At 35.1% G+C, this 25,932-nt stretch carries 26 protein-coding genes, 1 tRNA gene and 1 pseudogene; 10 read left to right on the top strand and 18 right to left on the bottom strand.

The annotated features are described in order from the left end of the window. Nucleotides 1–2: 2 nt before the first annotated feature. Nucleotides 3–87, top strand: a tRNA-Ser gene (locus AB671_RS16220). Between the two features lie 725 nt (nt 88–812). Here AB671_RS16220 and AB671_RS23070 read toward each other — a convergent pair. Beyond that, nucleotides 813–1,601 (bottom strand): annotated as a pseudogene (locus AB671_RS23070) (recombinase family protein); the annotation flags it as partial. Next, nucleotides 1,552–1,746 (bottom strand): hypothetical protein, encoded by a 195-nt coding sequence (locus AB671_RS16215; RefSeq protein ID WP_066677976.1) that lies wholly within the window; start codon nt 1,744–1,746, stop codon nt 1,552–1,554. The pseudogene AB671_RS23070 and the gene AB671_RS16215, both read right to left, overlap by 50 nt. A gap of 579 nt (nt 1,747–2,325) precedes the next feature. On the opposite strand from AB671_RS16215, the gene AB671_RS16210 reads away from it, so the two are divergent. From AB671_RS16210 to AB671_RS22950, 4 genes are read left to right on the top strand one after another with little or no spacing between them, the layout of a single operon-like run. After that, nucleotides 2,326–2,736 carry a single-stranded DNA-binding protein gene (locus AB671_RS16210; RefSeq protein ID WP_066677979.1) on the top strand — a complete coding sequence of 137 codons (411 nt, stop codon included), beginning with the start codon at nt 2,326–2,328 and terminating at the stop codon, nt 2,734–2,736. Nucleotides 2,737–2,777: 41 nt separating this feature from the next. After that, the gene (locus AB671_RS16205) at nt 2,778–3,851 is read left to right on the top strand and encodes a DUF932 domain-containing protein (RefSeq protein WP_066677981.1); all 1,074 of its coding nucleotides are present in this window, start codon (nt 2,778–2,780) and stop codon (nt 3,849–3,851) included. Nucleotides 3,852–3,910: 59 nt separating this feature from the next. Then, entirely contained in the window at nt 3,911–4,261 is a 351-nt protein-coding gene (locus AB671_RS16200) for a JAB domain-containing protein (RefSeq protein ID WP_262484063.1), read from the top strand. After that, nucleotides 4,245–4,355, top strand: coding sequence for a JAB domain-containing protein (locus tag AB671_RS22950; RefSeq protein ID WP_317040125.1), 111 nt, complete (start codon nt 4,245–4,247; stop codon nt 4,353–4,355). The genes AB671_RS16200 and AB671_RS22950 overlap by 17 nt, the downstream gene beginning before the upstream one ends. Before the next feature lie 401 nt (nt 4,356–4,756). On the opposite strand, the gene AB671_RS16195 is transcribed toward AB671_RS22950, so the two are convergent. The 14 genes from AB671_RS16195 to AB671_RS16130 all read right to left on the bottom strand — a co-directional run bounded on the left by AB671_RS16195 (nt 4,757) and on the right by AB671_RS16130 (nt 16,177). Continuing rightward, complete coding sequence (locus AB671_RS16195; RefSeq protein ID WP_066678024.1) at nt 4,757–5,206, bottom strand: DUF3872 domain-containing protein; 450 nt, start codon at nt 5,204–5,206, stop codon at nt 4,757–4,759. Between the two features lie 10 nt (nt 5,207–5,216). Further along, the gene (locus AB671_RS16190) at nt 5,217–5,750 is read right to left on the bottom strand and encodes a conjugal transfer protein TraO (protein ID WP_228390929.1); all 534 of its coding nucleotides are present in this window, start codon (nt 5,748–5,750) and stop codon (nt 5,217–5,219) included. A gap of 40 nt (nt 5,751–5,790) precedes the next feature. Further along, nucleotides 5,791–6,687 (bottom strand): conjugative transposon protein TraN, encoded by an 897-nt coding sequence (gene traN, locus AB671_RS16185; RefSeq protein WP_066677985.1) that lies wholly within the window; start codon nt 6,685–6,687, stop codon nt 5,791–5,793. 16 nt (nt 6,688–6,703) lie between these two features. Beyond that, entirely contained in the window at nt 6,704–8,044 is a 1,341-nt protein-coding gene (gene traM / locus AB671_RS16180; protein ID WP_066677987.1) for a conjugative transposon protein TraM, read from the bottom strand. Continuing rightward, a complete protein-coding gene (locus AB671_RS16175) occupies nt 8,025–8,318 on the bottom strand; it encodes a nitrogen regulatory IIA protein (RefSeq protein ID WP_066678025.1) in 294 nt (97 codons plus the stop codon). The genes traM and AB671_RS16175 overlap by 20 nt, the downstream gene beginning before the upstream one ends. A 10-nt stretch (nt 8,319–8,328) precedes the next feature. Then, on the bottom strand, nt 8,329–8,952 hold the full coding sequence (gene traK / locus AB671_RS16170; RefSeq protein ID WP_066677989.1) for a conjugative transposon protein TraK: 624 nt from the start codon (nt 8,950–8,952) through the stop codon (nt 8,329–8,331). 21 nt (nt 8,953–8,973) lie between these two features. Beyond that, nucleotides 8,974–9,966 (bottom strand): conjugative transposon protein TraJ, encoded by a 993-nt coding sequence (gene traJ, locus AB671_RS16165; RefSeq protein ID WP_066677999.1) that lies wholly within the window; start codon nt 9,964–9,966, stop codon nt 8,974–8,976. Nucleotides 9,967–9,969: 3 nt separating this feature from the next. Continuing rightward, nucleotides 9,970–10,602: a DUF4141 domain-containing protein gene (locus AB671_RS16160; protein WP_066678000.1), complete on the bottom strand. Its 633-nt coding sequence runs from the start codon at nt 10,600–10,602 to the stop codon at nt 9,970–9,972. 23 nt (nt 10,603–10,625) lie between these two features. Next, nucleotides 10,626–13,130: a TraG family conjugative transposon ATPase gene (locus AB671_RS16155; RefSeq protein ID WP_066678001.1), complete on the bottom strand. Its 2,505-nt coding sequence runs from the start codon at nt 13,128–13,130 to the stop codon at nt 10,626–10,628. Continuing rightward, complete coding sequence (locus AB671_RS16150) at nt 13,127–13,459, bottom strand: DUF4133 domain-containing protein (RefSeq protein WP_066678002.1); 333 nt, start codon at nt 13,457–13,459, stop codon at nt 13,127–13,129. Before AB671_RS16150 ends, AB671_RS16155 begins: the two co-directional genes overlap by 4 nt. A 9-nt stretch (nt 13,460–13,468) precedes the next feature. Next, entirely contained in the window at nt 13,469–13,774 is a 306-nt protein-coding gene (locus AB671_RS16145) for a DUF4134 domain-containing protein (RefSeq protein WP_066678004.1), read from the bottom strand. A gap of 569 nt (nt 13,775–14,343) precedes the next feature. Continuing rightward, nucleotides 14,344–14,967 (bottom strand): hypothetical protein, encoded by a 624-nt coding sequence (locus AB671_RS16140; RefSeq protein WP_066678005.1) that lies wholly within the window; start codon nt 14,965–14,967, stop codon nt 14,344–14,346. A gap of 2 nt (nt 14,968–14,969) precedes the next feature. Continuing rightward, the gene (locus AB671_RS16135) at nt 14,970–15,407 is read right to left on the bottom strand and encodes a DUF3408 domain-containing protein (RefSeq protein ID WP_066678006.1); all 438 of its coding nucleotides are present in this window, start codon (nt 15,405–15,407) and stop codon (nt 14,970–14,972) included. Nucleotides 15,408–15,409: 2 nt separating this feature from the next. Beyond that, complete coding sequence (locus AB671_RS16130) at nt 15,410–16,177, bottom strand: ParA family protein (RefSeq protein ID WP_066678008.1); 768 nt, start codon at nt 16,175–16,177, stop codon at nt 15,410–15,412. 713 nt (nt 16,178–16,890) lie between these two features. On the opposite strand from AB671_RS16130, the gene mobA reads away from it, so the two are divergent. The 3 genes from mobA to map all read left to right on the top strand — a co-directional run bounded on the left by mobA (nt 16,891) and on the right by map (nt 19,775). Continuing rightward, the gene (gene mobA / locus AB671_RS16125) at nt 16,891–17,322 is read left to right on the top strand and encodes a conjugal transfer protein MobA (RefSeq protein WP_066678010.1); all 432 of its coding nucleotides are present in this window, start codon (nt 16,891–16,893) and stop codon (nt 17,320–17,322) included. Between the two features lie 7 nt (nt 17,323–17,329). After that, nucleotides 17,330–18,613 carry a conjugal transfer protein MobB gene (mobB, locus tag AB671_RS16120; RefSeq protein ID WP_066678013.1) on the top strand — a complete coding sequence of 428 codons (1,284 nt, stop codon included), beginning with the start codon at nt 17,330–17,332 and terminating at the stop codon, nt 18,611–18,613. 397 nt (nt 18,614–19,010) lie between these two features. Continuing rightward, entirely contained in the window at nt 19,011–19,775 is a 765-nt protein-coding gene (map, locus tag AB671_RS16115; RefSeq protein WP_066678015.1) for a type I methionyl aminopeptidase, read from the top strand. A 140-nt stretch (nt 19,776–19,915) separates the two neighbouring features. Here map and AB671_RS16110 read toward each other — a convergent pair whose 3' ends face one another. Beyond that, the gene (locus AB671_RS16110) at nt 19,916–22,981 is read right to left on the bottom strand and encodes a DNA polymerase III subunit alpha (protein WP_066678017.1); all 3,066 of its coding nucleotides are present in this window, start codon (nt 22,979–22,981) and stop codon (nt 19,916–19,918) included. A 10-nt stretch (nt 22,982–22,991) separates the two neighbouring features. Next, nucleotides 22,992–24,134 carry a DNA polymerase IV gene (dinB, locus tag AB671_RS16105; protein WP_066678019.1) on the bottom strand — a complete coding sequence of 381 codons (1,143 nt, stop codon included), beginning with the start codon at nt 24,132–24,134 and terminating at the stop codon, nt 22,992–22,994. Nucleotides 24,135–24,195: 61 nt separating this feature from the next. Here dinB and AB671_RS16100 point away from each other — a divergent pair, with 61 nt between their 5' ends. Both AB671_RS16100 and AB671_RS16095 read left to right on the top strand, forming a co-directional pair. Then, nucleotides 24,196–24,975 (top strand): XRE family transcriptional regulator, encoded by a 780-nt coding sequence (locus AB671_RS16100; protein ID WP_066678022.1) that lies wholly within the window; start codon nt 24,196–24,198, stop codon nt 24,973–24,975. A gap of 102 nt (nt 24,976–25,077) precedes the next feature. After that, on the top strand, nt 25,078–25,686 hold the full coding sequence (locus AB671_RS16095) for an alpha-ketoglutarate-dependent dioxygenase AlkB family protein (RefSeq protein ID WP_066678023.1): 609 nt from the start codon (nt 25,078–25,080) through the stop codon (nt 25,684–25,686). Nucleotides 25,687–25,932 lie beyond the last annotated feature (246 nt).

Here is a 25,932-nt window from a genome sequence, read left to right as displayed (position 1 = left end):
AAGGAGAGATGGCAGAGTGGTCGATTGCGATAGTCTTGAAAACTATTGACTGTAACAGGTCCGGGGGTTCGAATCCCTCTCTCTCCGCTGAAAGAGTCTTCAATACGAAGACTCTTTTTTTTTTCATAAACAAGAAGTCCTTTGTCCTTCATTTTCAGACAATTATGAGAGAAAATGCCAAGCATAGTAGGTGTTCGATAGATGCCATTTTCATAATAAAGATTGCTGTCGAACACTAAGTTTACAAATTCCCTTTTATCTAGTGTATTTGCCCTTGAATATATTTGTCTTATGTCATTTAAGCAGTTAAGATTTTTCTCTAAGATTTTATATGCTTTATTCTGATTAATACTTAATCTTTCAATACTTGTGTTTAAAACTTTAATCTCATTGTTGTATAGATTTGACCATCTTTCAAAAGTTTCTTTTGTTATATCGTTCTTTATCCACTTATCTTCTACTGAATATAAGTTTTGTTCAGTCTCTAATAATTTTTTTTGATTTTCTTTAAGAACGATTTGATTTTCCTTTAGTTCTGAGTCAAGTGATTTTCTACATGACAATTTAATTTTTTTGATGTTTTCGATAGATAAACTCATGAGATCACAGATTTTTAAAAACTGCTCATGTGACTTTATTGCACTTATATTATTATGCTTCGAATGTTTGCATTTATAATAGTAATAGTATCTACCAGCTTTGCCTCGAGAAGGCGCTCCGGATAAAGGTTGCCCACAATGACATTTTAAAATACCTCTAAGCGGTATATTATCGTCTATTACGCTTTTAATCTTCAAAGGGCGTTTCCTCTTTTCCTGAACGATTTTCCACGTTAGCAAATTTATTATGGGTTCGTGAATAGCCGGAAATAGTCCCCCGGCATACTCCTTATATGATTCCACTTTCAAAAAGCCTGCGTATACAGGATTACTTAAAACTCTTTCCACAGCCATATTCCCTTTTCTGTTGAAACCCATACTCACTGCATTTTCTTTTATCAGATACAACGGCGTACCCCCTAAATATGAATCATATATAAAACGAACAATTTTCGCTTCTGCTTCATTAATTATTAATTTTCTGTCCTTTCTTTCACCTTGCTTGGTGTAGCCGAAAGGAGCATTTTTATATACAAAACGACCTTCTTTTGCTTTTGCAGTATAAATTCCACCTTTTACTTTAATGCTTCTGTTAATATTATCTTCTTCAGCTAAAAGCAATTGTAGACCTGCACGAAAAAAACTTCCAGGAGTATTATAATCGAAAGTAATTCCTTCCGTAACACTAACAATTTGGATACTGTATTTTTGTTGTAAAAGTTTCACTAAGCTCATCGCTTCACCAGCATCTCGACTGAATCTATCAAGTTGATCAACCAAAAGATAATCTACTGAGCTGTGATGTTTTGTGATGAATTCTCTTAATTTATTAAAATCAGGACGATCAAATGTTCGTGCACTTTTACCTCTGTCAATAAATGTATCAACTAGTGTTACATCATTAAATGCTAACCATTGATCTGTATACAGTTCCTGTCTTTCAATAGATCCATTACTTTGTCCCAGTTGACTGAATCTTAGATATCTTATCGCACGTTTCATAATATTCTTTTAAGGTAAGCGAAACAATTATTTTTACAATCAGTTTTTCTAATAATTCCTCTTTCTCCTCTTCTTTTTTTTGTTCGAAGGTTAAAATATTTTTTTCTATGAAAGAGTCATCTTTTTTGTCATTATTTCTCTCCATTGCTTCTATGATTTATGTTAGAAAATCTGTAGTCGAGATCTAACATAGTAAGAAGCATAATGGTTGCGCTGAGTATGGCATTATAGAGTTAATATTAGGTCTTCAATGGCTTTACCACACTATAAGATCTTCAATATTAACAGGCATGTATTTCTTAAGTAACTAGGAAAAAAAATATTTCGCTAAGTTATTTATAATCTGAGTTTTGTACAAGACTTTGTGTTAAAACAAAAGAAATAAATAATATATAGTTAAGTATTAAAATTCATAAAGTTTCATTTTTTTAATTTAATTAAAAAAAAATTTCAAATACAACCGGTAAAAAGGCAGCTAAGGTATAGCAGCCAGCCTCTTCTTTTGCCACCCAAAAGACTACGGCATAAACGGTTTCCTCCCTAAAGGTACCCTCCAATTATTCCGTTTCCTTTTGGCTTTTCCCCTTGTCTGCTAAGATTATCTGCTTTCTTTTTTCCGGTTTTTCTTTTGAAAAATATTCAGCGAAGCCTAAGGGCTTTGAGAGAAAGGACGGTAAAGAGATTGAGAACACTTTAAAATGTACAATCTTAAAAATCTACGGTTATGAACATTATCGGAAGACTGACAAGGGATGCGGAAGTTCGCAACTTGTCCAATGAAAAACAGGTAGTCAATTTTTCAATTGCTACAAACGACAACTATCGTAACAAACAAGGTGAACGAGTTGAACAGACTACCTACTTTGAATGCGCCTATTGGATTTCTCCAAAAGTGGCTGACTTTTTAACCAAAGGTACTTTAGTCGAATTAAGTGGAAGAGCCTATGCCTCTGCATGGATTGGAAAAGACGGAGAACCTCATGCAGGTTTGAATTTCCACACCTCACAAATAAAAGTTCACAGCGGGGGCAAAAGAACTGAAAGTAATTCTGATGAACTCAGCAAAACATCTAAGAAAGAAATTGGTAATTCCAAATCACGTAAAAACGATAAGGATGATGACCTCCCATTTTAAAACAATCAAATACAATTTTCTAACATTTTAATAATAACATCATGGCACATAATTTAAATTTCAACAACAGAACAGGAAAATATTCGTTTTTCAGCGTAAAGAAAAAAGCATGGCACAACTTAGGGCAGGTTGTACAAGATTATCCTACAAGCGAAGAAGCTATCAGATTCGCAGGACTTGACTATGAGGTAGAAAAATCTTCATTATTTACAAAAAACATCGGTCTTTTTGACAATGGTAATGATTTAATAATGAGCGATTCAGTATTGGAAGTTCCTAACTATTTCGCCAACATTCGCACCGATAACAATACGGTTTTAGGCGTTGTCGGAAAAGACTACCAAATTGTACAAAACCGTGAAGCCTTTTCTTTCTTTGATGCTATCGTAGGAGGTGGAGATGGTATTTTGTACGAGACTGCAGGAGCTTTGGGAAATGGTGAGCGTATTTTTATTACCGCTAAACTTCCCGATTATATCCGTGTAGGAAATGGTGACGATATTACAGAAAAATACATTTTTCTGACCACCTCACATGATGGAAGCGGAAGTATTACCGCCGCTTTTACTCCAATCCGTATTGTTTGCCAAAATACCTTAAATGCTTCACTCAAAAATATGAGCAATGTAATAAGAATCCGACACACGGCAGGAGCAAAACATCGTTTGGAAGATGCTCACAGAGTTATGGGATTAGCGAATACATTGAGCAAAGAATTAGAAAACACTTTTAATCACTGGTCAAAAATCACAGTCGGTGATGATGAAATGAAAAAACTGATTCAATTGGCACTTTGTCCCAATAAAGAAACTTTAAGCCATCTGCAAAAAGGAAATTTTGATGAAGTATCAACTGTTTTCAAAAATACTGTTGATGATGCTTTTGCCTATGCAATGATGAGTGATACTCAACAAATGGAAACCACCAAAGGAACTTTATTTGGTGCTTACAATGCGGTGACAGGTTTTTATCAGAATGTCAAAACCTACAAGGATAATGAAGCCAAATTACAGTCTATTGTTCTGGGCGGTACTGCACAAATGAAGTCGCAAAAAGCATTTGAATTGTGCGAGAAATTTGCAGGTTTTGGAGCTGATTCAATTTTGATGAACTAACTTTTTAATCATTGTAATTACGGAAAAAACAAATCTCTGCCGTATTCAGAGTGCAAAATATGAAATTCAATATTGTCAACGAAATAAAACTAAGCTATTCAAGAAAGGGGAACAGTGAAAGGTTGATTACAACTTCAAGAGATGCTGTTAAAATTTTTAAGGAACATTTTGATAGTGATGAAATGGATTATCGAGAGTCTTTTTTTGCCTTTTACTTAAATCAGGCAAACAGAGTTTTAGGAATAAAGAAGATTTCAGAATCCGGTATTTCTGCAACGATTGTTGATGTTAGAATCATTATGCAGGCTGCACTTTTGTGTAATGCATCAGGAATTATTTTAGCACATAATCATCCATCAGGTAATCTAAAAACCATCGCAGGAAGATTTAAATATTACACAAAAGATTAAGGAAGCATCGCAATTTTTAAATATTCAATTGCTCGACCATTGTATATTAACTTCTACTGCTTATATATCATTTGCAGATGACGGACATTTATAATTTCTAAATAAAATCAGACGGTAATATTATTTTATTGCCGTCTGATTTGTTTTTTTGGGCAAAAAGATAATTCCTTCCTACGGTCAGAAACATCTTTTTGTATTCATAATTTTGATGCATCAAATTTTGAAAATATGTCGTGAGGCTCAACTCCATATTTTCAAAATCAGATGGCAGATTTTTAGTTCAGATTGATGAAATCTGATGAATTGTAGTGAACAAAAATAAAATTTACCTTCAGTAAAATCCATTTTTTTTGTCAAAAGAAACTCATTAAAAATATAGCCCTCATAATCCCTTCCTCATATATTTCTTAAAAAGTTTACCAATGTACAGGAGGTTTTCAATTTAAACACAAATAAGAGCAGTTAGCACATTAATGCTAACCGCTATTTATTAAGTTAATCTTTATTGTTAAACTGAAAACTAAGTTTTCTCTCATTTCCAAAATTGTCAGAAATCCAAACATCGAAAGATTGAGAAACCGATGATTTTGAAGTGTAGTACAATCTGAATTCATCTTTGGGAAGATCATACAAATCATTGGGTAGATAAGATGGCTCATCATAGTATTGTAATGCTCCTTTACCTTCAAACTGAAAATAACGGATGAAATATTTTGAATGTAAATAATTGCCAGTCTTCAAAAGTTTTATTCTTATTTCGACCGTATCGTTATTCGAAATTCTATTGGGAACGGGCATCACATTGACCTCAAAAGGAAAATTTTGCTGCATTTCCAAATCTGAACCATCTGAGCATTGAACAACAACGGATAATGTTGTAAACAATACAATAATGAGATAGATTGGGAAAATGATGAATTTTATATTTTGATAAGATATTATCATTTTTTTTAATTTAAAAGTTAAACCTAAATCCAAATCCTACTGAAGGTCTGAATTGTTCTAAATCCGTACTCCAAAGAACTTTTACTTTTCCCTGAATCAGAAGAACCAAATGATCAGTAACATAAGTTTCTAGTGATAATCGTCCGCCGGCTCCATAAATGAAGTTGTCCTGATCTATAATTAATCCTCCATCAGGCAATTCTGAATTTCCATTATTAATACTTTCATAACCGGCAGTGGCACTTATTGAAGTATAAAGATTAATGTTTCTTTTGTAGTCTCCTATAAGGTGAAAACCATATCCGACTTCTGACAAATAATTTTCGACCGGAATCGACAAAGATTTATAGTTCACAGTTTGCCTGGAATATTCTAAACCATACAATTGATAGTTTCCTTTTTTTCCGTAAACCACGAAACCTGCATTCAAATAAAAGTTTCTGTTCATTTGAGTTTCAGCAAATGTTCCGACGTTGATTTCAAATGCTTTTTGCTTTGGAATCATTCTCTGTGCATTGACAAGACTGCTGATTAAACAAAACATGATTATTTTTAAGATTAAAATTTTTCTCATCATTAAATCTTTAAAATGTTACATGAAGTTCATTAAGAACCTTAGCCTTGACCAGGTCCGAATTTTCAATCTGAAGCGTTTGATGCCTTGAACCATTTTTTTCAAAAAATTCAATAATAAGAATCTTATCATCTTCTATACTCAGCTGATTTAAAAGAAAAACGCTACGCTCTGAACTATCTCCGTTAATTTGTTCTATGGAATGATAGGTTCTTAAAACTTCAACATTTGTATCCTGCAAAACCGTTCTTTTAGCTACTTTTTTGTCAACAATTTTATAGCTGATAAAATCGATGACAAAAGGAACATTTGTGAAATTTTTTATTTCCGTATGCAAATAAAACTTCCCGGCATGAATGTAAATCCCCTTCAATTGGGATTGAATTCCAAACCTTCGGTCAGAAATATGCCTGATTTCCTTTTTGTTTTTGTAATAGATGCTTTCCATGAGTAAATCAGTCAAAGTAGGAGAGGTACTACCTAATTCTTCCAATAGGACTTCTCCCGATTGAATTCTGTCTTGCGTAGTTTTCATCTCATTGAGATCGTAGTTTAAAGATTCTGGATATGAGCTGTAGAAAACATCGAAACTGTAAAATTTTCCGTCATTAGTAATGACTGAAAAATTTGTTTCTGTCTCAAAATCTTTTACAGAGGCTTTTAGTCGTAATACATTTTCTACTGATTCTGCTTTTCCGGCGATTAAGTTTTCACTGCCCAGATCAACATATTTGACAGCTGATGGAAAAATCAAATGGGTCGTTTTATCGTAGGTTACGGTCAGTTGATACGGTTCTATTTTACCTAATTCAAGTTTTGGACTGATAAGACTGTCTGCAGTTTGTGCTTTAAATTTTGACAAAAAGATAACCAGAAGCATGACTGTTTTTATGATATAATACTTCATTATAAGATTTTAAAAGTTATTTTTTAGAAACTAGCAGAATCTGATGACCTGCCTTTAAATTTACTTTCGGTGTTCTCACTTTTTTAGAAAAATAGCCCGAAATTCCCTGCACAACACCCCGGGTCAAATCCGCTGCAATCTGCTGCCCGGCAGACTGTGTCAGCATAAGACTTGTCCCTGAAGTTTGACTCATGTTTCCAGCCATTTCACTTAACGCATTCATCTCCTGTGAATAAGAAACGCTCAGTCCCTGCTGTCCATCCGTATCATACACATTAAGCTCTACAGGAATAATGTTTCCATTGAACTCAACAGAAGAAACGGTGAGTTGGAGACGATTGCTCTGAAATTTTGCCTGAGCAATCAGAATGTTTCCTTTCGGAATTGTATGATTTGTAATTTGGGCAGATTCCAATAATCTGATTTTCACAAATCCCTGTCCAGTCAGTTGCAAACCTTCATGGATACAGGCTTTAATGGCGTTGGAGCTGTGTGTCTGTTTAGAATCAGAGCCTATACTTAGGAAATTTCTGTTTCTTTCGCCACTCCAGTTTTCCAAAAACTCCTGATCACCGCTCTCCCGATACAAGCTTGAAACAATATTCTTTTTGCTTGATTTCACACTTGAAAATTGTCTTTCAACCTTTGGCTGATCAATTTTAGGAATTGAAGCGGTTTTCGTTTCTAAGTCGGAAACTTGAGGCGTTTTACCTGATGGTAAATATTTAGCAGCCATTTCATAAGATTTTTCCATCAGCTTCAGCTGGTTTTCCACAGGATCTGAAACCGGTGTATTTGCTTTGTAATCAGCTTCTTTTTTTAATTGCCGGATTTCTTTTTTAAGCTTCTCCTTTTCGTAATCATCCTGCTGATAAAACGAACCTAATGTATTTTGAGCATTATGATAACTGCTTACTGCCGGATTAACAACCAGCGGACGATTCTTGTTATCTGGAAGAAGCTGAGGTTCATTTTCTGAAATTGTAGCATCGGTTTTTTGATTTTCATCCGAAGCCCAATAATCCGACAATGAAATCATAGCATTTCGTTTTTCCTGATTTTTCTGCTCTAATATTTCTTTTTCATAGGCTTTCTGTTTGTCGGATTGTAATCCTTCTTCGCTGGCTTGCGGAACAACTTCATTAATTCCTAATTGCTCTGCTTTGTTAACTTCTGAAGAAGGTTTGAATATTAAATACATACATCCGACAAATACAACTCCCATCAAACCAAAAATAATCGGTTTTCTGAGTTTTTCCATTTTGTTTTCGGGAGTAGATTCCCTTACCACAGAGGTGTCGTCAGGAATTCCTTCAGTTACCCTTACGGCGGTTCTATTATTTTGAGTCTCGTTCATAAAACTTGTTTTTTAAATTAACAGACAAAGAATCCTGAAGTACTATTTTACTTTTCTCAATTTTCTCCATTGGATTTTCAATGTGCTCGATTCTTACATTTTCGTTCGGTTTTCCAGTTTGGTAAATAACATGGATAATAACTCCTACCGTAAGTATTGCATATCCTGTAAAGAAAGCACGGGTATAACGTTGCTGTTTCTTTACCGGAATACCTGTCCATCGCAGTTCTAATTCTTTTACAAATTGATCGATTGTACTTCTAAATTTTTTCATGATGAAATTTTTATCGTTCAATGATTTCAATGTCCTTGTTTTCCAAAACTGCAAACTTTTCAATATTAAATCCTTGGGGATTGGTATCGGAGCGTACAGAGTTGAGCAGATAACATGATGTAACCAAACTTCGTTTTGTTATATTGCTGGATCTTATAATGAACTGTTTGGAATAAGTACGGATGGAATATGGATAAGTGTCAAAATTGCACGATACACTATCCACCTCAATTCTTTGCTGAACATTTCCGGAAATAATTCTATTATAATATCCTTTTTCCGACAGATCTTTGTAATAATCAAATGCGCTTTTGTCCGCAAGGTTAAAGGCTCTTTTCATATTGCTTTCAATTGCATTCTTTTCAGGTGCTAATGTGAAAAACAGTTCATGAAAACGTCTGACATGTTCTTTAGCCTCTACAGGTCTGTTGATTGAAGCATCTTGTGAAAGTGCCAGCATCAAAGATTTTCCGTTATCCAGCACGTAAATTTTCTGTCGCTGTTCTTCCGCAAAGCGGTAGGAATGCCATACGACAAATCCTACAACGCTTACACAGAGTATCGCAAACACAATGGCAAAAAGTCTGATTTGCCTGAAGCTGTTTTCAATATTTCTAAGGGTTTTAAATTCCATTTTTTTAGATTTAAGGTTGAGTTATTTTAACAACTGACCGCCAATATTCCCTGCTGTCGAGCCAACACCTGCTCCCGCAACATTTCCAGCCTTCATAGCGGTTTGGTTAATATTTCTGGTGAAGTTCCCTGCACCTCCTGCTTGGATAATCCACCCCGTAACGGTAGGAATAGTAAAATATCCCACAATACCAATGATCATAAAAATGATATAAACGGTATTGGAAGTATCAGGAATGAAGGTAGGATCAGCGAGCATCTCTACATCCCTTTCAATAATCAGTGACTGTATTTTAGCAAGCATTGCACTGAATAAATCAGCAACAGGAAGCCAGAGATAAACACTTACATATCGTGTCAGCCACTGGGTTAACGTCGACTGAAAACCATCCCAAACCGATATAGCAAATGCAATCGGCCCTAAAATGGATAAGACAATGAGAAAAAATGTTCTTATGGTATCGATGATTAATGCTGCTGCCATAAATAGAACTTCTAAAAACTCCCGAAAAGCATTTTTTACCCATTGCTCCATTTGGTACGCCTGCCTGTCCATATACATCCCTGACATCGTAACAAGGTCTGAGGGTGACCAGCCGAGCTCTTCCAGTTTCTTGTCAAATTCTTCATCTGAAGCCAGATAAGCCGTTTCAGGATTGCGGATCATGGCTTCATGTTCCAAGAGATCTTTCTTCTGCTGAAGCTCATTCAAATCCAAAACCTGATCTTCAAGAATAGAATGAGTTCCCTGAACAACAGGACTGAGAACCCCGTTGATGGTTCCGAGAACGACAGTAGGAAAGAACATGATACAGATTCCTAAAGCAAAAGGTCTTAACAATGGAAACAAATCAATAGGTTCTGCACGGCTCAAAGCCTGCCATACTTTAATGGAGACGTAAAATAAAGCTCCTAATCCTGCCAGTCCTTTTGCGACTGCTGCCATATCTTCAGATAAGGGAAGCATCTCATCATAGAGCGTACGCAATACTTCGTGTAAATTAGTGGGTTCCATAATCTACCAGTATTTTTGGTTGGACGTTCCATAAAGGTCAAGCACTCTTTTAGTGTTATTCTGCTTTTTAGCTCTTAAAATGCTTACAGAAATGTTTTTATTGGTGAAGTAACGTACCAGATTATGGTAGTCTTTAACTTCCTTATACACTTTATCGATGATATCCATCCTTTCTTTGTCATTTAAGGAAAGACTTGAAGAACTGATAATTTGTTTGAGATCTTTTAAAAGCTCAGTACTCTCATTCAGTAATTTGGAATAACCATTAGCAATAGCAACAAGTTCTTCCGGAGAAAAGTTGGGGTCATTGATCATCTTTCCGAAATTATTAACGTACATCTCTGAAACATCACCAACAAGCAACACGGTCTGCTGAACCTTGCGTGCATCTTTTACGAGATTGTTGACCGCCTGAAGCTTGTCATAATATTCCTTGCCCTGCTCATAGACTTTCTTTACTTCATTGAAGTTTTTGACGACATTTGAAACGGTCGATGACGTTTGGACAATTTCATTGGCACTGTTTAATATTCCTGAAGCGAGATTGGCAGGATCTGTAACCACGAACTGAGCTTTGGTGGTTGTTGTCAATGCAAATATTGCAATGGCAATCGTTTTTAATAATAGATTTTTCATTGTAAAAAAATTAAAAAGGTTTACTAATTATTGGTTTTTTTGATTCTCTTGAGAGAGATCCTCTTGATGGCTAATTCTACATTGCCATCAAGTTCAGAAGCCAGTTGCATGACTTCCATTTTCTCGGTTTCTTCGGTGGTGTAAGCGAGGTACTCCTGTGTAGAAACTTCAGTAGCATACACTGCAGAGTGGGTTCCGCCAAGTCCTATCCAGACTTCCTTGTATAATCTTTTAGGGTCATTGTTCATGTTGATGGAAAGAACCTGTGATTTTTCTTTATTGGTCAATCCCAGCATCGCCTGAATGCCATCGAACTTATTCATGTATTTTCTCTGGTCGAGAAGAATTTTACAGTCTGAATTATTAATGATACTTTCTTTGACAATCGGAGACTGAATGATGTCATCGACTTCCTGAGTAACTACGATGGCTTCGCCAAAAAACTTTCGGACTGTTTTAAATAAATATTTAATGTATTCTGCCATGCCTTCTTTCGCAATGGCTTTCCAGGCTTCTTCAATTAAAATGAGTTTCCGGATTCCTTTGAGCCTCCGCATTTTATTGATAAAAACTTCCATAATGATTATCGTGACAATTGGAAAGAGTATCTTGTGATCCTTAATTGCATCGATTTCAAATACAATAAATCTTTTGGAAAGTAGATCGAGTTGTTTGTCCGAATTCAACAGATAATCATATTCACCCCCTTTGTAATAAGGTTCCAACACATTCAGAAAGTTGGCAATGTCGAAGTCTTTTTCTCTGACTTTCTTTTTCTCTAAAACAGAAGTATAATCTCCCTTGACATATTCATAAAAGCTATTGAAGGATGGAAATTCGTTTTCATGTTTTATTTTTTCAATGTATCCGCTTACTGCATTCGATAGTGCCACTTCCTCAGATCGGGTCGGAGGCTCATCATCTCTCTTCCATAAAGTCAGAATCAATGTTTTGATACTTTCCCTTTTTTCAATATCAAAGACTCCGTCATCCGTATAAAAAGGATTAAATGCAATGGGATTGTCTTCGGTATAGGTGAAATAAACCCCATCTTCACCTTTGGCTTTTCCCTTAATGAGTTCACAGAGTCCCTGATAAGAATTTCCGGTATCCACCAAAAGAACATGGGCGCCCTGTTCATAGTACTGTCTTACCATGTGGTTGGTGAAGAATGATTTTCCCGAACCGGATGGTCCCAAAATGAATTTATTACGGTTGGTAATAATTCCTTTTTTCATCGGTAAATCTGAGATGTCCAAATGGATAGGTTTTCCCGTCAGCCGATCTGCCATTTTAATCCCAAAAGGAGACGAGGAATCGTGATAATTGGTTTCTTCAGTAAAAAAGCACAAAGCCGGTTCTATAAATGTGAAGAAGCTTTCTTCACTAGGAAAGTCTGCTGCATTGCCTGGCATTCCTGCCCAATATAAAGTAGCAACATCCGTGGTGTTATGCCTCGGTTTACATTCCATTAAAGCCAAAGCACTTCCCGTATCATTTTTGATCTGTTTAAGCTCCGATGGATTATCAGACCAAGCCATAATATTAAAGTGGGCGCGAATCGATGACAATCCGTAAGAGTGTGCTTCGTTCAGATACCGTTCAATCCATTCCTTATTGATCTGGTTGCTCCTGCTGTATCGGGCTAAAGAATGCATGTTCTTCGCTGATTTTTCGAACTTTTCAAGGTTACTCTCACTATTGTCCAAAAACAGATATTGATTGTAAATATGATTACAGCTCAATAACAATCCTACAGGTGAGGCAAAAGACAATAGGCAATCACTTCGGTCAGTCGACAATTTTTCATAACGGATATCCGTGGAAACCTTACTAGGTAAATCATCCGTATCAGAAAGAGTATGAAGACATAAACGTTTATTCCCAATACGAACTTCTTCTGATCCTAAAGCAATATCCTGCATGGGAGTACCTGCGTCTCTGGATAAAGTCATGTACTGCTGAAGCAAGCCTTGCTTTTTATCATTACCGATAATGTCTTCTTCATTAAGGCGTTCGAGCTGAATAAAACCTGAATCGTTGATGATTCTTTCAAATTGAGCAACAGATTCCATAAACTGATTCATGTTTTCTCTGTCTCTGACTTCTTTCGGAATAAACAAACCTTTACAAAGCGATGAGAAATTACTCTGCGTTCTCATTCGCTCCTTACTGGTCTTAGTAATGAACAGATAGCAATAATGATTCAGAAAAGGTCTCTCATTAAAATGTTGCTGGTAAGATTTACCTAAAAAGCTCAGGTTTTCATCAGCGATATCAGGACTGTAATTTTCTTTAATGTACCAGTCCTGTTTATGGACAACCGTATAATCGGGTAAAGTCTTTACGGCTTTATGCCAAGCGGAATGCATCGCTTCATATTCTGCAGATGCCACGGTGAAAAGTTCAGGCAGATGTATGGTGAAGCACAAGGTAATGTCGGCATCCTTAGAAATAATACAGTTATCCTCTACAGCTAATAATGGGAACTTTTCTTCCAACGTGCTGATTTTTGAAGTATTTCTCATACAGCAATGTTTTTTGATTGAGCCCTTACATACCGATATATTGATTTTCTGCAGATGATATAACGGGGATGTCTTTTTCGAGCCCCAATTTTCATCAGTCCATGTTCACCATACTTTTTATTTAGTGAAAAGGTTTTCCAGACTACTGTTGAACCTCCTCCGATTCCGAGAAATAAACAGATGTAGGAGTTGATCCCGATCATGTATAAGATCATCACCAAAACAAGCATGCCTAAAAGACCTCCTGCAAAAATGAACAGGTACTGTGCTTTCAAACCTTTGAACTCGACAGTTCTTCCAATTCCTTTATTAATGTTATACGTATTCATAACTAAATTTTAAAGGAAGAATGATCGCAGGATGGTTGCCGCTACGATAAGAAAGATACAGGCTCCAAACCAACTGGCGGCAGTTTTGGATGTGTCAGGATCTCCACTGCTGAATTTGTTGTAAACTTTCACCCCGCCAATCAATCCGACGACTGCTCCAATCGCATAAATAAGTTGCGTTGCCGGATCAAAATAAGAGGTGACCATTTGGGTGGCTTCATTGATTCCGGCGGTGCCGTTTCCCTGAGCTGATAAAGGGATGGTCATCAGTAAAGCCAATGCTGAAATAACCAGCTTTTTTCTTTGTTTTTCCATAATGTAAACAGATTAATTTGTTAGCATTACCCACAGTATGTGGGCTTTGGAGACAAAGGTGGTCGTCAAGATGAAGTGAGTTTTGAATCTGACTTGCGAGGTAATTGTTTGGCTTTAATTGGAAGTTTAATTCTATATTTTTGTCAAAATCTTTCTTGAGCGTTTAAATAAAATAGTGATAATTAATGTTGAGTGGTTTTATTTAATATCTTGTAATGGATATTAAAAATGGTTTTGAAGAAGTGATTGTTCAACTCTTAAGAAATGAAGAAGTTTCAAATAAGAAAAATTAAATAGTTATAGCTCGTGACAAGAGAGAAAAATTGTGCTGCATTTTACAGAGTAGGGAATGGTTGGCAGGCAAATTATTTTTAAAGAGGAAAACAACAGAAGATGGAAATTAAATGACATAAAAAAACCTAGCCGAAGCTAGGTAAAAACTAATAACCATGAAAACTCAAATTAAACATGAGAATCGTTTCTTTTGGAAGCAATAAGAATGCCTGAAAATTATAAAGAAACTATAATTTTAGTTATATTTTGTTAAAAACAGTTTGAAGCATTAATAATCAAGTAAACTTGTCAATATCAAATTCATCAAGATTGTTATTTTCGTAAAAGGAAGAATCAATATTGTTTTCTGAAGAAAGACTCCTATCCAATAGCTCAGCTATTTTTACTGAAGCTCCCTCAATAGAATTTTCTAATAAATTGAATAATTCGGTTCCTTGAATTTTTTGAATAATATCTGCCGCTGTTTCCTTTTGAGTTACTTCTGATTTTTGTTCTTTAAGAAATGCCTCCACTGAATTTAGTTCTTCAAAGGTAACTCCGGTAGCTGAACCGTTGTCATTATCGAAAATTTGATATTGATTCCATTCTTCTTCCTCTTCTTCAAAATCTGGAGTACTCCCGAAAACATCATCTTTCTGCGGAATTTGAATATTGACTTTCTTAGCGTTGATTTCCTGATTAAAATTAGAAGTTTGAGTTTGTTGATTTTCCATATAGTCTTCGTCTAAATGCTTTGGCGGTAATTGCATTTCGACTCTCTTAGATTCACCCATAATACTTGATGATTGTTCAGGTAGTTTATGTTTTGACTTTTCGTCTGATTTTTTTTGAAAAACTATTTTGTCCTGTAACAATAAAGCAATTATAAGTAATAAAGACAGTAATATTAAAATTTCCATAGTCAAAAAAGAGGTTTAAAGTGTTCATTGAAATCTGAAGTAATAGCTTCCTCAAACAGCTCAAAATGATGTTCAAGAATATTATCCAGGTAAGCATATAGAGGAATCTCATCTTTTCCTATAACCTGAATAATTCGGGATAATCTTTCGTGATATTCTTTACGGATGTAGATACTTTTATCTCCTCTTTTTGTCATCGAATGAGCAATTAGAAAATGCTCACCGTAACTTTTGATATTCCTTGGTTTTGAAATCTTTTTTGTAGTTGAGGGAGTTATTGTTGATACACTTTTTATACGCTCCATATCAGAGTTTTCAATTTCTGTTCTATCTATCCTAGGTATTTCCAAACCTTCTTTTTTGGCCCCATCAACCATAAGGTTCATCATTAATTCTTCATTGATGTCAGGGGTGATATTTTTCTTAGTATCCTTTTCCATAATTATAGTTGAATGATTTTTAGAAATTCGTTAACGAAGATGTTTAACCGACAAGCTTTCATTAGATTTTCATCTGCTGGTAATAAAGTGCAGCGGAATACTCTTTTTGTATTTTCTTCACCTTCTTTACGAAAACGGGTGGAATTTTTAATTTGGGTATCCATTAGATTCAGTCCCAGTTGTTGAATCAGATCGTTGTAAATATTGTACAAAGGGGTACTTTCTCGCCCATCAACCTGATTCCAAAACAGATGAATACTTTTAAGAGAGGTTTCACCCTTTTTCATAATCACATCCTGTAAAAGTTGTGTAAAAATCAGAGTGCTTTCCATCACTAATCGGTCTGCAGTGATAGGTGTAAAAATATAATTCATTCCAGCCAAGGCTTTTAAAATACCGGGAGTGTTAACTGTCCCCGGCAGATCAAAAAAAATAACATCCACAGGGACAGCTGAGGTTTCTGGAAACTCATGAGCAGCTTCTAAGATATTTTCTGCTTTGTGCTGAATGACTGGATATGCTTTTTTGTTAATGGTAGTGAACTGCTTATAAGCCAATTTTTTTAAATGTTGATTTTCCATGACCATCGCAAGATCACGGGTTTTCATTTTCATTAAACTGTGCTGAGGAAAATCAGCATCAAATACAGCAACATTATATCCTAATCGATAATGTAATATACTTGCTAAAAGTGTCGTAAAAGTGCTTTTTCCTACACCGCCTTTCTGTGATGAAAAAGCGATAAACAATGGTTGTTTTTTTGTGTCCATAGTAAAATAATTAAAGTTGTAAATTTTTGATAGCAAGCAGCAATGCTATCAGCCTAGTTTTCATGATGTAATACGTGCAATCATAATATCCTGCATTCTGGTTTGCAGTTTATCATAAAAGCATGACGTCAAGCTCTCTTGATGGTAAGCCTTCAAGTAGTTTTGCAATCAATCAATCAATCAATCAATCAATCAATCAATCAATCAATCAAGATATTCTGAATGCATTCCAATAATCATTCTGTAGTTCTGGCACTCCTGAATTCAAGATTGCAGGAATGCAGGCAATCGTGATTTCTTGCCTTCAGTCCAACAATATTGAAGGATTGCGCTACAGAATTCTGGTGCAAAGAACTTTTCATTTTCTTTTGGTTCTATTGAAGTGGTTGTGTTTGACTGTGAAAGGTTGGATTTGGTCAGAACGTCAGTGATTAATTTTATATATACTCTCTTTTACTTTGTAAACGAATTGCTTAAAGAATGACTTGTGAGTTTTGTAAATGAATTTTTAGTAAGAAAAAGCGAAAGCCTAAGGCTTTTTAGGATGGATGTAATGATCTGTCCCGATGACAGATTACAGTGTTCGAAAGAACACAGCAAGTTGTGTTTTGAGTGCCTCATAACTGTTTTTTGTGCCTCAAAACAACTTGCTCCTGCAGAGGGCTGGAAAAAACTTTCGAAGTCAGTTTTTTTATGATATAAATTAAGATTAAATGGAACAGAAAGAAAATGTAAAACAAAATAAAGGGGGACGAAATCCGAAAACAAACCCGAGTATTCACCGTCATGTTTTTCGGTTGACTGATGAAGAAAATGCTCAATTATTAAGCCTTTTTGAAGCTTCAGGAATGAGTAATAAAGCAAAATTTATTGTTGCAATATTGTTTAGTAAGGAAATTAAGGCAGTGAAAATTGATAAAGGAACTGCCGATTTTTACATGAGATTGACTTCTCTTTTTGGTCAGTTTCGCGCTGTCGGTGTTAATTATAATCAGGTAGTTAAGCTTTTATACAGTCGTTTTACTGAGAAGAAAGCTGCAGCATTTCTTTTTAAATTGGAAAAGCAAACCGCTGAGATGGCAAATCTTTGCAAAAAAATCATTGAGTTAACGGAAGAATTTAATCTAAATTATCTTCAAAAATAAATAAAAAATGATTGCTAAAGTGGGTAGAGGAAATAATGTGTATGGTGCTTTAGCTTATAATCAGCTTAAAGTAGATAATGAGAAAGGGAAGATTTTATTTATGAATAAGATGATTGAAACCAAGGATGGAAAATATACTGTTGCTCAGTTAGCAAAATCATTTGAACCTTATTTGGTTGCGAATAAGAATACAGAGAAAACGACATTGCATATTTCTCTTAATCCTGACCCTAAAGACAAAGTTTCAGATGAGAAGTTTATACAGATTGCTCAGGATTATATGAATGAAATGGGATATGGCGAACAACCTTTTGTCGTGTTTAAGCATACAGATATCAACCGTACACATATTCATATTGTAGGTGTTGGAGTTGATGAAGAGGGCAAAAAAATATCCGACAAGTTTGAGAAAAGAAAGTCAATGAAGATTTGTCGTGAATTGGAACAAAAATATAACTTGATTAGCGCTACAAGTAAAGAATCCTTACAAAATGAAAAGGTTTTTAGACCGTTAAATTATCAGGTAGGGGATGTGAAAAGCCAACTAGCTTCTGTCATTCGACATATTCCTAATTATTACCAATTTCAGACGCTAGGGGAGTATAATGCATTACTTTCCCTGTTTAATATTACTTGTGAGAAAGTTGAAAAATCAGAAAATGGAGTTGGGAATGACGGACTTTTGTATTTTGCTTTAAATAATAAAGGTGACAAAGTGAGCCAACCTTTCAAGGCTTCATTATTTGGAAAGAAGGCCGAATTAGAAGGCCTGAATGATCATTTTTTGAAATCAAAAGAAACCTTGAAATTAGGTTCAATTCATGAAAAATTGAAAGAGACTGTTACCTTAGCAATGAAGAATTCTCCTAATGAAATTGAATTTAAAAATATGTTGCAACAGATGGGAATTAACACCGTAGTGAGACGTAATGCTTCTGACAGAATTTATGGAATAACTTTTATTGATCACCAATCTAAGTCAGTATGGAATGGTTCTAGGCTAGGGAAAGAATTTTCGGCTAATGCTTTTAATCAAATTTGGAATGAGGTAGTTAATCTCAAAAAACAAATAAATAATGATGATGAGCAAGAAAATAGGGTTCAGAATAGTTATGAAATTTCAAATGTAGAAAAACCACATGAATTGTTTGATTTTTTTAATGATAATTCAGATTCTAAAATTGATAGATTCGGTAGTATTTTGCCGGAAGGTCAAGGTGAGGATTATGATGAACTTGATTTTGAAAATAAGATAAAAAAGAAAAAGAAATTTCAAAAACCTAGGAAATAGTTATTTTGAGATAAATTATTTTATGAAGAATTGATTCACTTCACATAATTTTTTTTTGATTGTAATATTCTTAATTTACAAGAGAACAGTTCGCAATAATTTAAATCTATAGGAGTATTATGAACTCTCCAAATATTATTTAAGTATTTTATATTTTCTTTAAATGAAGCCCAGGTGGTGTGAATCGTTATTGCGATGCTTACCATCAAGGTTACAACTTTCAATACTTTCTTACCCACCTGTTTTTATTTTGCGGGTTAAATAAGTGACTACAGACTTATACAATACTTGATCTATCTTTTTGACAGGAGCTTTGTTTAGTATATAATCTTTAACTTTGCAAGAATCTTTATAAGTTTCTTATACCCCTTATCAATTAAAAAATCTTTCTATACCTATGTCTATAACAAAAGAAGCAGAACTTATTGGAATGCAAAAGGTGAGTCAAGCTGTGGCTTATACCCTAAAAGAAATGAAAAAATTTGTGAAATCTGGTATTACAACAAAGGAGTTAGACGACTATGGTGCAGCTATCTTGAATGATTTCGGTGCAAAGTCAGCTCCATTTCTAACGTATGAATTTCCTGGTTGTGCTTGTATTAGCGTCAATAATGAATTTTGCCATGGAATTCCTTCTAAAAATACGGTATTGAAAGAGGGAGATTTAATAAATATCGATGTGTCTGCTGAGTTAGACGGTTTTTGGTCTGACAACGGTAATTCATTTGTAATAGGAGCCGATATTAATCAGCATCAGAGGCTAGTTGATGCTTCTAAAGAGATATTAAAAAAAGCTATTAATTCAATAAAAGGTGGCGTGAAAATAGCAGATGTGGGACATCTTATGGAAACTGAAGCAAAAAAGAAAGGGTATAAGGTTATCAAGAACTTAGGTGGCCACGGGATTGGAAGAAGTCTTCATGAGCATCCTGAAGAGCTTTTAAACTATAGAAATCGTTTTGACCAAAGACGCTTTAAAAAAAATTCTGTAGTCGCAATTGAAACTTTCATTGCAACAGATTCATCCTATGCAGTAGAACTCAATGATGGCTGGACAATGGTAGGCAATAAAGGAGGATATATGGCACAACATGAACATACTATTCTCATCACGGATGGCAAGCCAATAATTTTGACTGAGATGAACGGAGTATGGAATTAATTCTGTTATATATTACAAAAATTAAATGACGTAATTTTTAATTACTTTTAATTTACTTATTAGGAATTAGGTCATTCTACAATTAAACATTTCCTGATCTTTATTGAACGTAATTATCTTTAGATAAAACAATTGTTATCCTACTTGTTATTATAAATCATCTTCTGTCTAGGTAATCCAATCTCATGTTCTTGAGGGTAGGGTTTTCTTTGGGTCATGCTTATATCTTCATGAAGGCTTCTTGCAGTTTCCAAAGATTTTTCTTTATCCATTGAATATCTTGGATCTGGTATAAAAGGCATTTTAGCCATTTTGTGAATCGTGAGAGTAGGAAAGTGAAAATCTACTTCTACTGTTCCTAATAATAAATAACAACCTCCGCCTTGAAAAGGATATTCAGCAAGACAATTCGGGAAATGGGCAGTATCAAAATATTCTCCTTCAGTATCAATCCAAGTTCCGAAAAACATCGCTCCTCGTTTGGTAGGAACATGTTTTCTGGAAATTAGATAAGCCAGCATTTTTATTTGCTTTTTATGATGCTTTACCAGATCCTTAGCCATTACAGTCCCACGGTATTTGGTTTGTAACAGATCAAAAGGACTGAACGATACAGGAAAACCAAGAATTTCTATTTCATCGAAAGCATCTTCAAATGGGTTTCTGATAATTGTTGGAAGTTTGTATTCTTTTTGAGGTTCATCCAGTAAGGTAGGGTGTCTGAATGCAGACTGATCATTGCCAAATAGAAATCTCGCTTCAATCAAGAGCTCATGTTTTTGCTTCCCTGTAAACCTAAATGCACCGATGAAAATCAAGATCTGCAGCGTTTCAATTCCGATAGATATTCTTTTAACAAAGTTTTCTAAAGAAGTATACTCCCCATTATTTTTTCTCTCTTCAGGGATCATTTGCGAAATTTTTCCTTCTACTTTCTCAATATGCATGAGTCCTAAATAAACATCTGTTCCGTAGACTGTTGTTTGATATTCACTGAGATTGATGCATGGATTGTTAATGGTTGCTCCAGACATTTTTGCTTCGTGAATATATACTTCAGTTCTGTAAAATCCACCCCCGTTGTTAATAGCACACACCATAAATTCAATTGGGTAATACACTTTCAGATATAAACTCTGATAACTTTCTACCGCATAGGATGCTGAGTGTGCTTTACAGAATGAGTACCCTGCAAATGACTCGATCTGTCGGTATACTTCTGCTGATAGCTGCTCAGGATGTCCCAATTCTTTGCAGGATTCAAAAAAATGATCTTTGACTTTTTGTAGTGCGGATAGAGATCGCCCTTTACCACTCATGGCTCTTCTTAAAACATCTCCATCGGGAGCTGATAATCCACCAAAGTGTAAGGCTATTTTGATCACATCTTCCTGATAGACCATAATACCATATGTTTCTCCTAATTCATCTTTAAAGACCTGATGGAAATATTCAAATTGTGTAGGATTATTATGCCGGAAAATATACTCCTTCATCATTCCGCTCTGTGCAACTCCGGGACGGATAATGGAGGATGCCGCAACAAGTGTTTTATAGTCTCCACATTTTAATCTTCTGAGCAAACCCCGCATAGCAGGACTTTCTACATAAAAGCAGCCAATCGTTTTGCCTATGCTCAGGTAATCATTGCATTTTGCTTCATTTTTAGATAAGGCAGTATTTTTAATATCTATTATGATTCCTCTTTTTTTTTCGATGAGTTCGACCGTATCTTTTATGGTTCCGAGTCCTCTTTGGGAAAGTATGTCAAACTTTTCAAACCCAATATCTTCAGCAGTATGCATATCAAACTGAACAATAGGAAAACCTTTAGGCGGCATTTCTAGTGCTGTAAAGTTGGTAATAGGCTCTTCCGAGATCAGAATACCGCAAGAATGCATACTTCTTTGATTGGGAAACTTTTCTAATAGCTTGCCATATTGATGTACCAGTTTAAATATGGAATTATCATCATGCTCAGTCATAGGCTTGGTTGCCAAAACATCCAATTCTTCTTTGGGGAGGCCAAATGCTTTTCCTATTTCCCTGAAAATAGAACGGTACTTAAATTCAACATTGGTTCCACAGAATGCTACATGCTCTTTACCGTATTTAGTAAAAATATATTCTAAGATGGCATCTCTATTCTGCCAGCTCCAATCTAAATCAAAATCTGGCGGGGTTTTTCTATTCAGATTTAAGAATCTTTCAAAATACAGATCGAGCTCTAAAGGGCATATGTCTGTAATTCCTAAACAGTAACTTACGATAGAGTTGGCACCGCTTCCTCTTCCTACATGCATAAATCCCATGGTATTACTGTATTGAACAATATCCCAGGTAATCAGGAAATAAGCACTGAATTTAAGGAATTCAATAACCTTTAATTCTTTTTCGACTCTTGCTTTGGCTTCTGCATGACCTTTACCATATTTTAGTTCTAATCCTTCGTAAGCCAGATGAGTCAAGAGTTTAAAATCTGTCTCCCTGCTGTCTGTGAAATATTGTTTGTTTTTAGGAGTCTCAAAATTAAAATCAAAACTGCATTGATTAATAATATTTGCGGTGTTCTGTATGATCTGCGGATAATTTAGGTATCGATCCAACAGTTCTTTTTTATTGATAAAGGTCTCGGTTTTTCTGCAGTAATCTTCATCAGCCATTTTACTGATGAGTGTATTGTTATCGATAGCCCTTAAAATCTTATGGAGATTATATTCCTGTTTTGTCTTAAAGGTAACCGACTGCAAAATGACCATTTTGTCAATCAGCATTTTGAGATCAGGCTTAATAAGGTGATTCAGTTCTTCAGGTCTGATTCCTATGAATTCATGTTCAAGAAGCTGGCTAGGTATATTTTCTAAAGGGTAAATAACAAAAGTGTTCTCAAACTTGGGATTGGCCTTAGGAATTGAAATATCATCACAATTATAACCAGTTAAAAGCCTGTTGATCTCTCCAATACTTTTCTGATTCTTTGCCAGACAGATATAATACAGTTCACTCTGAACTCTGATATCAACACCAACGATTGGTTTTATGTTATGATGCTGACAAATCTTATAAAAATCATAAATGCCAGTCACCGTATTGATATCAGTAAGTGCAAGTGCTTTGATATTAAAATCAACAGCCTGCTGAACCAAATCATCAATAGAAATAGTCCCGTATCTCAGGCTGTGGTATGAATGACAATTAAGAAACATAATGAAAAATTTAACGTAATAATCCTGATGCTCTTCCTACACTCAAAGTGCCAAACCTATCTTTGATTTTATCCATGGTCTGATACAATGAAATCAGCTCCTCTGTATCTTCAAAAAGATCCATCTGATGGCAGCCGTGAACAAGTCCTGTAAATCGTACACCGATCAATCGGATTCTCATTCTTCGGGAATATACTTTTTTAAACAGTTCTAAAACATAGTTGAGCAAAGTATGATCTGCTGAAGTATAAGGTATTTTACACTGTCTGGTTTCTGTATCAAAGTTGGCATATCTTATTTTTACGGAAACCGTTGAGGTAAGCCATTTCTCTTGCCTTAACTGGTAACATAGCTGTTCTACCATTCCTGAAAGAATACTTCTGATGATATTGATATCAATGGTATCCTGAGCAAAAGTATCCTCCGTAGATATTGATTTTCTCTCAGAATAGGGAACAACCGGGGTTGCGTCTATTCCATTGGCCTTTTTCCAAAGTATGCTCCCGTTTTTTCCTACTAATTGGTGCAATACGTCAACAGGCATCTCAGAAAGGGTCTGTATGGTTTTAATTCCTAATCTTGAAAACAGTTGAAATGTTTCAGGACCTACCATAGGAATTTTTTTTACAGATAAAGGATTTAAGAAGGGCTGAATATCCTGGGCTTTGACTTCAAGTCTTCCAGTCGGTTTGGATTCTCCGGTTCCAATTTTGGAAACCGTTTTATTGGTAGATAAGGCAAAGCTGATCGGTAAGCCGGTATTTTTTAAAACAGAATCCGCAATTTCAGTGGTCCACTGATAGCAGCCAAAAAATTTATCCATGCCTGAAAGATCCAAATAAAATTCATCAATGCTGGCTTTTTCCAAAATGGGTACTTTTTCCTGAATAACTTCTGTGACCAAATGTGACATATTGGAATAATGCTCCATATCGCCTCTTATGACTTTTGCTTCAGGGCATAATCGTAAAGCCATTTTAATAGGCATAGCACTTCGTACCCCAAAATATCTTGCTTCATAAGAGCACGATGCCACCACACCACGGTCTCCACCTCCAATGATGACAGGCTTATTCTCCAATTCGGAGTTTTTCAGCCGCTCACACGAAACAAAGAACGTATCCAAATCCATATGTGCAATTGCTCTTTCCATGGTACAAACTTAGTTACGTTTTTAAACAAAATACGTATATTTGTTGTCATAAATTATGACAATGTCAATTTTTTCAGATAACATCGTGTTTTTGAGAGGTAAGAAAAATGTAACTCAGCATAAGTTGGCAGATGAACTTATTCTTACCCGATCCAGATATGTTTCCTATGAATATGGAAATGCAGAACCACCTATTGAAGTATTGATAAGGATCTCAAAATACTATAACATTAGTATTGATCTTTTAGTAACGGTAAACATTAGAAAGTATCCTCTGGAAGAAATGGTCAATTTGCCGGGGAACAAAATTTTAATGCCCGTAATAGTTGATCCTACAGGTAACAATTATATCGAAATTGTTCCACAAAAAGCATCCATGGGTTACCTTAAAGGATTCAGTGATCCTGAATATATAGAAAGTCTCCAAAAAATGCACCTCCCATTTTTAAAAAATGGGAAATACAGGGCTTTTTTGGCTGATGGTGATTCAATGCCTCCATTTGCTGACCAGTCGATCATCATAGGAGAATATGTAGAAAAGTTTGAGGATTTAAAACCCGGGAAAGGATATATTTTTGTTACCAGTGAGGGAATTACCTATAAAACCTTTTTTGAGAAAAATAAAAAAAATATTACAGTTTCTGCTGATAATCTATTTTATGAACCTTACGATATAGCATTAGAGGATATTTCCGAAATATGGAGCTATGCACAAGGAATCTTACCAAAAGAGTATAAGCCTCATTATTTACCTAATCAGGTAAATCTTAAAAACTTAGTGGATGAAGCCAAACGCAGCATCAGTAATTTGGAAAACGAAATTCTTACATTGAATCCATAAGAATAAAAAAACTTCCCCGAAGGAAAGTTAAAAACACAAATGATGAAAAAAAAATCCCACCTCAATGGGATAATGTAAATATAATATTTTTTTAACAATCCAATGGGACAACTGAGCTTATTTGATGCAGAAGAATTTTATGAGTTTCCAAAAGACCTTTTGGAATACAGGGAAAATTTTCTAAACAGGGAAGAAGCGGATAGACTAAGAGATCATCTGCTACAAACAGTACCATGGGAACAGCGTACGCAGAAAATGTATGATAAGATGGTCATAACTCCACGACTAACAGCTTGGTATGGTGATGACAATAGATCATATGGATCAGCGGATAACAATATATCTGGTACTAACATTTGGACGTATGAGCTGCGGTCATTAAAAGAAAGGATTGAAAAAGAATTTGGTTATCAATTTAATGGTGTTCTTTTAAATCTTTACCGTGACCAAAATGATTCCGTTGCCTGGCACAGGGATAAAGAAAGTCGATATGGAAAACGCCCGGTTATTGCTTCTATAAGTTTAGGGCAAACCAGAAACTTCGATTTTAGAAAAAAAGACCATCATCAGAGCAAATACAGCTTACCACTTCCTAATGGTTCATTGCTTATTATGAAAGGTGACCTGCAGGAGAATTGGGAACATCGTATTGCCAAATCTGCTGTGTCTATGAAGGAGCGTATTAATTTGACTTTTCGATTGCTGAGGTAAACCTTATCGATCTAGCAATAAGGAAGTAATTAAAAAGACTGACGATAAGATTTCTATTTACGAATATTGACAAATGCTTCCAAATTTTAAAGTGGCATAATAATTTCAATTTTAATCCCAACTTTAAAATTAAATAATATGGATGGGAAGTTTATGCAATGTAATCTCACCCACTTTAGGCCCACTCAAAAGTAGAGTTTTTTGTTAATAATTGATTGTTGTCGTTGTTAAAATTTTGTTGGAATG

This window comes from Chryseobacterium sp. BGARF1 (assembly GCF_001677955.1).
GTDB lineage: Bacteria > Bacteroidota > Bacteroidia > Flavobacteriales > Weeksellaceae > Chryseobacterium.
This window is presented reverse-complemented; position numbering and strand designations above follow the sequence as displayed.

What these genes read in the sequence shown, in the direction of transcription:
- AB671_RS16215 (WP_066677976.1), bottom strand. Translation starts at nt 1,746, where the DNA reads ATGGAGAGAAATAATGACAAAAAAGATGACTCTTTCATAGAAAAAAAT.
- AB671_RS16210 (WP_066677979.1), top strand. Translation starts at nt 2,326, where the DNA reads ATGAACATTATCGGAAGACTGACAAGGGATGCGGAAGTTCGCAACTTG.
- AB671_RS16205 (WP_066677981.1), top strand. Translation starts at nt 2,778, where the DNA reads ATGGCACATAATTTAAATTTCAACAACAGAACAGGAAAATATTCGTTT.
- AB671_RS16200 (WP_262484063.1), top strand. Translation starts at nt 3,911, where the DNA reads ATGAAATTCAATATTGTCAACGAAATAAAACTAAGCTATTCAAGAAAG.
- AB671_RS16195 (WP_066678024.1), bottom strand. Translation starts at nt 5,206, where the DNA reads ATGATAATATCTTATCAAAATATAAAATTCATCATTTTCCCAATCTAT.
- AB671_RS16190 (WP_228390929.1), bottom strand. Translation starts at nt 5,750, where the DNA reads ATGTTTTGTTTAATCAGCAGTCTTGTCAATGCACAGAGAATGATTCCA.
- traN (WP_066677985.1), bottom strand. Translation starts at nt 6,687, where the DNA reads ATGAAGTATTATATCATAAAAACAGTCATGCTTCTGGTTATCTTTTTG.
- traM (WP_066677987.1), bottom strand. Translation starts at nt 8,044, where the DNA reads ATGAACGAGACTCAAAATAATAGAACCGCCGTAAGGGTAACTGAAGGA.
- AB671_RS16175 (WP_066678025.1), bottom strand. Translation starts at nt 8,318, where the DNA reads ATGAAAAAATTTAGAAGTACAATCGATCAATTTGTAAAAGAATTAGAA.
- traK (WP_066677989.1), bottom strand. Translation starts at nt 8,952, where the DNA reads ATGGAATTTAAAACCCTTAGAAATATTGAAAACAGCTTCAGGCAAATC.
- traJ (WP_066677999.1), bottom strand. Translation starts at nt 9,966, where the DNA reads ATGGAACCCACTAATTTACACGAAGTATTGCGTACGCTCTATGATGAG.
- AB671_RS16160 (WP_066678000.1), bottom strand. Translation starts at nt 10,602, where the DNA reads ATGAAAAATCTATTATTAAAAACGATTGCCATTGCAATATTTGCATTG.
- AB671_RS16155 (WP_066678001.1), bottom strand. Translation starts at nt 13,130, where the DNA reads ATGAGAAATACTTCAAAAATCAGCACGTTGGAAGAAAAGTTCCCATTA.
- AB671_RS16150 (WP_066678002.1), bottom strand. Translation starts at nt 13,459, where the DNA reads ATGAATACGTATAACATTAATAAAGGAATTGGAAGAACTGTCGAGTTC.
- AB671_RS16145 (WP_066678004.1), bottom strand. Translation starts at nt 13,774, where the DNA reads ATGGAAAAACAAAGAAAAAAGCTGGTTATTTCAGCATTGGCTTTACTG.
- AB671_RS16140 (WP_066678005.1), bottom strand. Translation starts at nt 14,967, where the DNA reads ATGGAAATTTTAATATTACTGTCTTTATTACTTATAATTGCTTTATTG.
- AB671_RS16135 (WP_066678006.1), bottom strand. Translation starts at nt 15,407, where the DNA reads ATGGAAAAGGATACTAAGAAAAATATCACCCCTGACATCAATGAAGAA.
- AB671_RS16130 (WP_066678008.1), bottom strand. Translation starts at nt 16,177, where the DNA reads ATGGACACAAAAAAACAACCATTGTTTATCGCTTTTTCATCACAGAAA.
- mobA (WP_066678010.1), top strand. Translation starts at nt 16,891, where the DNA reads ATGGAACAGAAAGAAAATGTAAAACAAAATAAAGGGGGACGAAATCCG.
- mobB (WP_066678013.1), top strand. Translation starts at nt 17,330, where the DNA reads ATGATTGCTAAAGTGGGTAGAGGAAATAATGTGTATGGTGCTTTAGCT.
- map (WP_066678015.1), top strand. Translation starts at nt 19,011, where the DNA reads ATGTCTATAACAAAAGAAGCAGAACTTATTGGAATGCAAAAGGTGAGT.
- AB671_RS16110 (WP_066678017.1), bottom strand. Translation starts at nt 22,981, where the DNA reads ATGTTTCTTAATTGTCATTCATACCACAGCCTGAGATACGGGACTATT.
- dinB (WP_066678019.1), bottom strand. Translation starts at nt 24,134, where the DNA reads ATGGAAAGAGCAATTGCACATATGGATTTGGATACGTTCTTTGTTTCG.
- AB671_RS16100 (WP_066678022.1), top strand. Translation starts at nt 24,196, where the DNA reads ATGTCAATTTTTTCAGATAACATCGTGTTTTTGAGAGGTAAGAAAAAT.
- AB671_RS16095 (WP_066678023.1), top strand. Translation starts at nt 25,078, where the DNA reads ATGGGACAACTGAGCTTATTTGATGCAGAAGAATTTTATGAGTTTCCA.